The sequence below is a fragment of the Symbiobacterium terraclitae genome (genome assembly GCF_017874315.1).
Classification (GTDB): Bacteria; Bacillota; Sulfobacillia; order Symbiobacteriales; family Symbiobacteriaceae; genus Symbiobacterium; species Symbiobacterium terraclitae.
Genome location: NZ_JAGGLG010000009.1, coordinates 115,726 through 122,291, shown reverse-complemented (window position 1 = coordinate 122,291; position 6,566 = coordinate 115,726). Strand labels below are relative to the sequence as shown.

5 protein-coding genes are annotated in these 6,566 nt (G+C 65.2%); 3 read left to right on the top strand and 2 right to left on the bottom strand.

The window, feature by feature from the left end; genetic code table 11:
• Positions 1 to 395: 395 nt before the first annotated feature.
• Both J2Z79_RS07380 and J2Z79_RS07375 read left to right on the top strand, forming a co-directional pair.
• Complete coding sequence (locus tag J2Z79_RS07380) at positions 396 to 1,085, top strand: GerMN domain-containing protein (RefSeq protein WP_209466226.1); 690 nt, start codon at positions 396 to 398, stop codon at positions 1,083 to 1,085.
• Between the two features lie 455 nt (positions 1,086 to 1,540).
• Positions 1,541 to 1,867 carry a hypothetical protein gene (locus tag J2Z79_RS07375; protein WP_209466225.1) on the top strand — a complete coding sequence of 109 codons (327 nt, stop codon included), beginning with the start codon at positions 1,541 to 1,543 and terminating at the stop codon, positions 1,865 to 1,867.
• Positions 1,868 to 1,914: 47 nt separating this feature from the next.
• Here J2Z79_RS07375 and J2Z79_RS07370 read toward each other — a convergent pair whose 3' ends face one another.
• Together J2Z79_RS07370 and J2Z79_RS07365 are read right to left on the bottom strand one after the other, a co-directional pair.
• Complete coding sequence (locus J2Z79_RS07370) at positions 1,915 to 2,733, bottom strand: Asp23/Gls24 family envelope stress response protein (protein WP_209466224.1); 819 nt, start codon at positions 2,731 to 2,733, stop codon at positions 1,915 to 1,917.
• 53 nt (positions 2,734 to 2,786) lie between these two features.
• Positions 2,787 to 4,553 carry a M3 family oligoendopeptidase gene (locus tag J2Z79_RS07365; protein ID WP_209466223.1) on the bottom strand — a complete coding sequence of 589 codons (1,767 nt, stop codon included), beginning with the start codon at positions 4,551 to 4,553 and terminating at the stop codon, positions 2,787 to 2,789.
• A gap of 121 nt (positions 4,554 to 4,674) precedes the next feature.
• Between J2Z79_RS07365 and asnB the strand changes: the two genes are divergently transcribed.
• Entirely contained in the window at positions 4,675 to 6,519 is a 1,845-nt protein-coding gene (gene asnB / locus J2Z79_RS07360) for an asparagine synthase (glutamine-hydrolyzing) (protein WP_209466222.1), read from the top strand.
• Positions 6,520 to 6,566 lie beyond the last annotated feature (47 nt).

Sequence of the window (6,566 nt, the reverse complement as noted above, 5' to 3'; positions counted from 1 at the left end):
ACGGTCGATACGTCTTCTTGCTCATGCTGAAGACATTGGACACCCAACCCTTTTGCTCCTACAGAACTGGCTTACTCAGACAGGCTCCTAGCCCAAATGCTTTCTACACCACTACCGATGACCGGTATCGCATGGCAAATGATGCGGGGGCTAACAGGCTCTGGCGAACTGATCGCGGCGTTAGACAGTAACCCAAGCGACGATCAGTTCATCGCTCAGGCCTCGAACAAGGCCCTCGAAGCTCGTGCCATCTACGAAGGGATTCGGGACTATATCCTCGCTATTGGCAGCAAGTCCTGAATAGCTAGCCTAATCGCAAGGGCGACTCAGAAACTGACTGAGTCACCCTTGCGTCATTCTTAGTAGGAATACCACGTCGGAGGTGACAGACGAGTTTGCTTGGGCGACTCCTCTTGGTCATAATGGCAGCGATACTCGTTGCGGGCTGCAGCACTCCACTTCCGAATGCGCAACCGAAATCATCTCTTGAGCACATGGATGACAGTATTGAGAAGCAGCTTCTAGATCTTAATGAAAGAGTACAAAGGCTTGAAGAATCCCATTCACGCCTCCTCAATTTCAGGCGCAGTCACATCGACCTTACAAGCGGTGTACCCGGGCAGATCGTGGTTGTTTACTACTGGGATTATTTGACGACCGATCTTCTGCAACCCGTTGAAGTGCTCATACCAGCCAGTGTCGACCCTCTACGGGGGGCTATCGAAGCCCTCGTTGCTGGGGTTCCTGATGCTGGATTGTTCAGTGGAATTGGTTCCTTTCCTGAGTTGTTGAACGTGAGTATAGATGGAAGAACGGCGATCCTTGAGTTCGACGAACAACTGGAGGGATTTGAGGGCGGAACTGGGTGGGCAACAGCTGTCCTCACTAGTCTTGTGTACACCGCCACGGCTGATCCACGAGTGAGTAACGTCATGGTCTTAACAAGCAATCGGCCTGCCGTCCTGCATGGCATGGTCTGGGATACCCCTAAAGAGAGGAGCCCCTTAGTGCTACCGCAGAGAGTTGGAGAATTAATAAGATATGAGGGGCCAGAACATCCAAAGGAGTCGCGTGGCGAACTGTAATTTGGGTAGGTTGCGATGTGTCTTGACCAAACATATGGGCGCGTCTCCAGGGGCTCAAAAGCTTGTAAGGAGCTCTCCCAAGAGTCATCTAGGATGGCTTAGGGGTAGGGAGGGGCGGAAGCTCCCGCCCTCCCTACCCACTTCGTCTCCGTATTGCCCGCTGCGTTCTTCCCCGGTGTCGGGGCGTACATGCCGTTTGATTCCAAGTGGGGAGGGGGCTCTCGCCCCCTCCCCACCCCCTCCCCGTGCTGCCTGCTGCGTTCATCCCCCGGTGCCGGAGCGTACATGCCGCCCCGGCACCGGATTGGTGCGGTTATACTAAAGCGTGCTGATCCGCTCCGCGGTTCAGCACGCTGCGTACATTGTACCAACACATTCCTACTGGTACAAGGCTGTTATCCTGGTGTAAGAGTCGTTATAATGACATCCTAATGATCCGGCGAGGAGGGAGACCGGTGCTCGAGGGAAAGGACGCGCTGCTGAACGCCTGCCGAAAGCGAAAGATGCGGATCTGTGAGACCCCCATCAACCTGCTGGAGAGCGACGTGCAGGCTGAGGGCAACCTGGACGGCATGGACGTGGCCCTCATGCTCAACGTCATCAGCGGCATGCCTGGCGAGAGCCACGGCACCCTCACCTTCCAGGGAAACCTGACCAGCCTGCTGGCCGTGCTGGCACGCGTCTGGCCCGTGCCGCCGGAACAGGACGAGGCGGTCTCGCCGGGGCGGCAGAGTTGGCCCGCCCCTCCCCGGAAGGTCGAGAAGGATACTCCGCCCAAGTAGAGAGCCCCCTGCACGGTCCCCGGACGGGCCTGCGAGGGGGCTCTTGCTTATTCCACCAGGAGGCGCCGGGCCTCCACGTTCACCTCGAGCACGTTGAGTTCGGTCATGTAGGCGATCTGGTCCGCCACGGCCCGCTGCGCCGCTTTCAGGACCTCGAACACCTGGAAGCCGTAGCGCGGGAGGACCTCCATGTCCACCAGGACGCCCTCACGGCGGCTCTCCACCACGACCTTGCCCACCTTGCCGATGCCCGGGACGGACTCGGCCGACCGGGTGGCGATGGCGGCGATGACCGTGTCCGCGATGAAGAATCTGCCCAGGCTGGAGAAGGTCGGCCGGACCACCGACTTCTCCAGGGTCACCGGGTCGAGCCCGTGGTCACGCTTGAAGAAGTAGCGCAGCGGGTCGACCATGTATCCCGAGAAGGTCTTCTTCACCTCGAACGTCGGTGCGGGAATCACGTGCTTGCCCTCGTGGTGCCGCTTCCGCTGCGCCAGGCGGATCTGCGCCGGCGTGGCGATCTCCTCGATCCGGATCGTGCGGTCGGGGTGGGGCAGGTCCAGCGCCTCGCAGATCCGGACGATCATGTCGTCAGAGGTGCCCAGAACCAGAACCCGCTTGGGCTTCAGCGACCAGAGCGCCGTGCGGACCTCCTCCCGGTGGTCCTCGTTGAGGAAGATGGCCCGCCGCACCGCGGCCATTTTGTTGTCCTCCCGCTTGGCGCTGGTGCCCGCGCGGATCTTGCCGTCCTTGTCGATGAGCAGGCCGTCGTCCACGATGAACTCGCACTGGTTCTGGTAGGCCACAATCTGGGCGCGGTGGCTCTTGCCGCTGCCCGCCGGCCCGACCAGGGCGACCACCTCCACCCAGATCACCTCCCTGTCCTTACCTTACCAGAATCGACCAGGAGCTGCCCAGCCTATTCGGCGGTCAACCGCAGGAACTCCTTCACGTCGTCCAGCACCACCGACAGGGCGTCCTCCCAGAACTCCGGCCGGGTCAGGTCCGCGCCGAGGTGGCGCTGGGCCAGCTCCTCCGTCGTCATGCGGCCCGTGTCGCGCAGGAGGGCTGCGTAACGCTCCTCGAAGGCCGGCCCCTCTGCCATCGCCCGGGCGTAGACGCCGGCGCTGAACAGGAAGCCGAACGTGTAGGGGAAGTTGTAGAAGGGCTGGTCGGTGCCGTAAAAGTGTCCCTTGGAGGCCCAGAAGAGCGGGTGGTAGACCCCAAGGCCGTCGGCGTAGGCCTCCCGCTGAGCCTCCTCCATCAGCGCGTTCAGCTCCGCCACCGAGAGCAGCCCCTTCGCCCGGCGCTCGTAGAACCGGGTCTCAAACAGGAAGCGGGCGTTGATGTTCATCAGCAGCGCAACGGCATTGTCGAGCCGGCCGCCCAGCAGGGCCACCTTCTCCTCCCGGGACGCCGCCGAACGTATGGCCGCGGACGAGACGATCAGCTCCGCAAAGGTGGAGGCCGTCTCCGCCACGTTCATGGCGTAGTTCTGCACCAGGAACGGCAGGTCGAACATGAGGCTGGAGTGGTAGGCGTGGCCCAGCTCGTGCGCGATGGTGGAGACGCCGCCCGGGTCGCCGCTGAAGGTCATGAAGATGCGGCTCACCTTGCTCCGGGGGAACGAGGTGCAGTAACCGCCCGGAGCCTTGTGCGGCCGGTCCTCCACCTCCAGCCAGCGGCTCCGGAAGGCGTGCGCCGCGAAATCGGCCATGCGGGGGCTGAACTGGCGGAACTGCTCCTCGATGAACGCCGCAGCCTCGTCGTAGCTCACGTTCCGGGTCGCCTGGTTCACGGGGGCGTCCAGGTCGTACCAGGCCAGCCTCTCCGCCCCGATGAGCCGGGCCTTGCGGTCGAGGAACCGGCGCAGCGCAGGCCGGGCAGAGGCGACCGCGGACCACATCGCCTCCAGCGTCTCCTGGCGCATGCGGTTCAGTTCCAGCGGCTCCTTCAGCACCGACTGCCAGCCCCGGTGGCGGTAGAGACCCAGCCGGAAGCCGGCCAGGTGGTTCAGGGCGTGGGCGATCAGATCGGCCTCCTTCGCCCAGGCCTCCTCCCACCTGGCGAACAGCGCCTGCCGCACCGCGCGGTCGGGGTCGGAGAAGCGGTTGTAGGCCTGTCCGACCGACAGTTCCTTTCCATCGAAGGGGATCGTGATGCGCCCGACCACGGTGGTGTACAGGGTCTCATAGGCATGGTAGCCGTCGACGGCCAGGTCGTTGGCCAGCAGCTCGCGGCTGGTCTCCATCTGGTCCGCCGCCCGCCGCCGGCTCTCGTTCAGGGCGAACGCCACCGGGGCGAGCCTGGGGTGGCTGACGAGGGCCTGCCACTCGTCGTCGGCGAAGGTCTTGATGCGGCCTTCCATCACGGCGTTGATGGAGCGGACCGCCGCCGCGCTCTGCTGCACCCGGCCGAAGAGGACGACGGCCTGCCGGTCGCGCACGTCCTGCGACATCAGGCAGTAGACGAAGCTGGCCGCCTCGCTGAACCGCTCAACCGCCCCCTGGAGCCGGTCCAGGAAACCCACCCAGTCCTCCGGGCGGGCCGTCAGGTTGCGGGCCTCCTCCATCAGGTCCGCCAGATCGCGCTCGACCTGGTCCAGCTGCGCCAGCAGCTCCGGCGAGCTGCTGCCGCCGCGGAAGAAGACATCGAGGTCCCAGGTCTCGTTCAACACAGCCGTCACCCAGCATCCTCCCTTTCACGCGGGGTTTCGGAACCATACGACGACAGTCCATGTCAGGGGCAGAACCCGACGCCGGCGAGTACCATGGAGTATTCAGCCGGGACGGGGGGGAACAGCGCGCATGTGTGGAATCGTCGGTTGGGTCGACCTGGAGGCGGATCTCTCCCGGCAGGAACCGGTGGTGGAGGCGATGGCCGCCACGCTGGCTGAACGGGGGCCCGACGCGCGGGGGACCTGGTGCTCAGGGCACTGCGCCTTCGGGCACCGCCGCCTGGCGGTGGTGGACCTGGTCGGAGGGGTCCAGCCCATGGTCCGCCAGAGGGGGAACCGCACCTACGTACTCACCTACAACGGGCAGCTTTACAACACCGGGGAACTGAAGGAGGAGCTCATTGCGCGGGGGCACGTGTTCACCACGCAGTCAGACACGGAGGTCCTGCTGGTCGCTTACATGGAATGGGGACCCGCCTGCACCGAGCGGCTGAACGGCATCTACGCGTTCGGGGTCTGGGACGAGGCCGAACGGCGCCTCTTCCTGGCCCGCGACCGGTTCGGCGTGAAACCCTTGTTTTATAAGACGATTGGCAAGTCCCTCCTGTTCGGCTCCGAGCTGAAGGCGCTGCTGGCGCACCCGCTGGTCCGGCCCGAGGTCGATGCGGAGGGGCTGGCCGAGGTCCTCTACCTCGGGCCGTCGCGCACCCCCGGGCACGGCGTGTTCCGGGGCGTCCGGGAGCTCCTGCCCGGGCACTGGCTGATCTTCGACTCCGGCGGCATGCGCACGCAGGCCTACTGGCGGCTCGAGAGCCGGCCCCACGAGGACGGTCCGGCCGAGACGGCCGAACGGGTGCGGGATCTGCTGCGTGCGGCGGTCCACCGGCAGCTGGTGGCCGACGTGCCCGTGGCCACTCTGCTCTCCGGGGGACTGGACTCCAGCGCCATCACAGCGTTCGCCGCCGAGGCCTTCGCAGCCGAGGGCCGCGGCCCGCTGCACACCTGGTCGATCGACTACGCTGGCAATGACCGCTACTTCAGGACCCACGCCTTCCAGCCCGACCCGGACAGGCCCTTCGTCCAGGCCATGTCAGCGAGCCTGGGCACGGTCCACCACGACGTCGTCGTCGACACGCCGCAGCTGGTCGAGGCGCTGACCAGGGCCACGCTCATCCGGGACCTGCCGGGCATGGCCGACGTGGACGCCTCGCTCTACCTCTTCTGCCGCGAGATCAAGAAGGGGGCCACGGTCGTGCTCTCCGGCGAGTGCGCAGACGAGGTCTTCGGCGGCTACCCGTGGTTCCGCCAGCCGGCGCTGCAGCAGGGCAGCTCCTTCCCGTGGGTGCGCTCACTCGCCGAGCGTGCGGCCCTGCTCCAGCCCGGCGTCACGGGGAACATCACGGCCGAGGAGTACGTGGCCCAGCGCTACTCCGAAACCCTGGCGCGGGTTCCGCGTCTGCCGGGCGAGGACCCGGAGGAGGCCAGGGTGCGGGAGATGTTCTACCTGAACCTGACATGGTTCATGGCGACTCTTCTGGACAGGAACGACCGCATGTCGATGGCCGCGGGGCTCGAGGCCCGCGTTCCCTTCTGCGACCACATCCTCGCCGAGTACGTCTGGAACATCCCGTGGAAGATCAAGACCTGGGGCGGCCGGGAGAAGGGCATCCTCCGCGAGGCGCTGAAAGGGGTGGTTCCGGAGGCGGTGCGGAACCGGCGCAAGAGCCCGTTCCCCAAGACGCACAACCCGGGCTACTTCCGGGCTGTGCGCGACCGGGTCCTCGCGCTGCTGGACGACCCGCAGTGCCGCCTGCATGAGATCGTGCGCGCCGACCGCGTGCGCGCCCTGGCGCGGCAGGAGCACGAGGCCACGGGGCTGCCCTGGTTCGGGCAGCTGATGGGCGGCCCGCAGTACTTCGCATGGCTGATCCAGCTGGAGACCTGGCTGAGGCACTACCGCGTCGTGCTGGTCTGAGGGGCTGTGGACGAAAATCCGGCTGGATAAACCCAGCCGGATGGTCT

Bases quoted from the DNA above. Each gene is read 5' to 3' on its own strand.
- asnB (WP_209466222.1), top strand. From the start codon at position 4,675: ATGTGTGGAATCGTCGGTTGGGTCGACCTGGAGGCGGATCTCTCCCGG.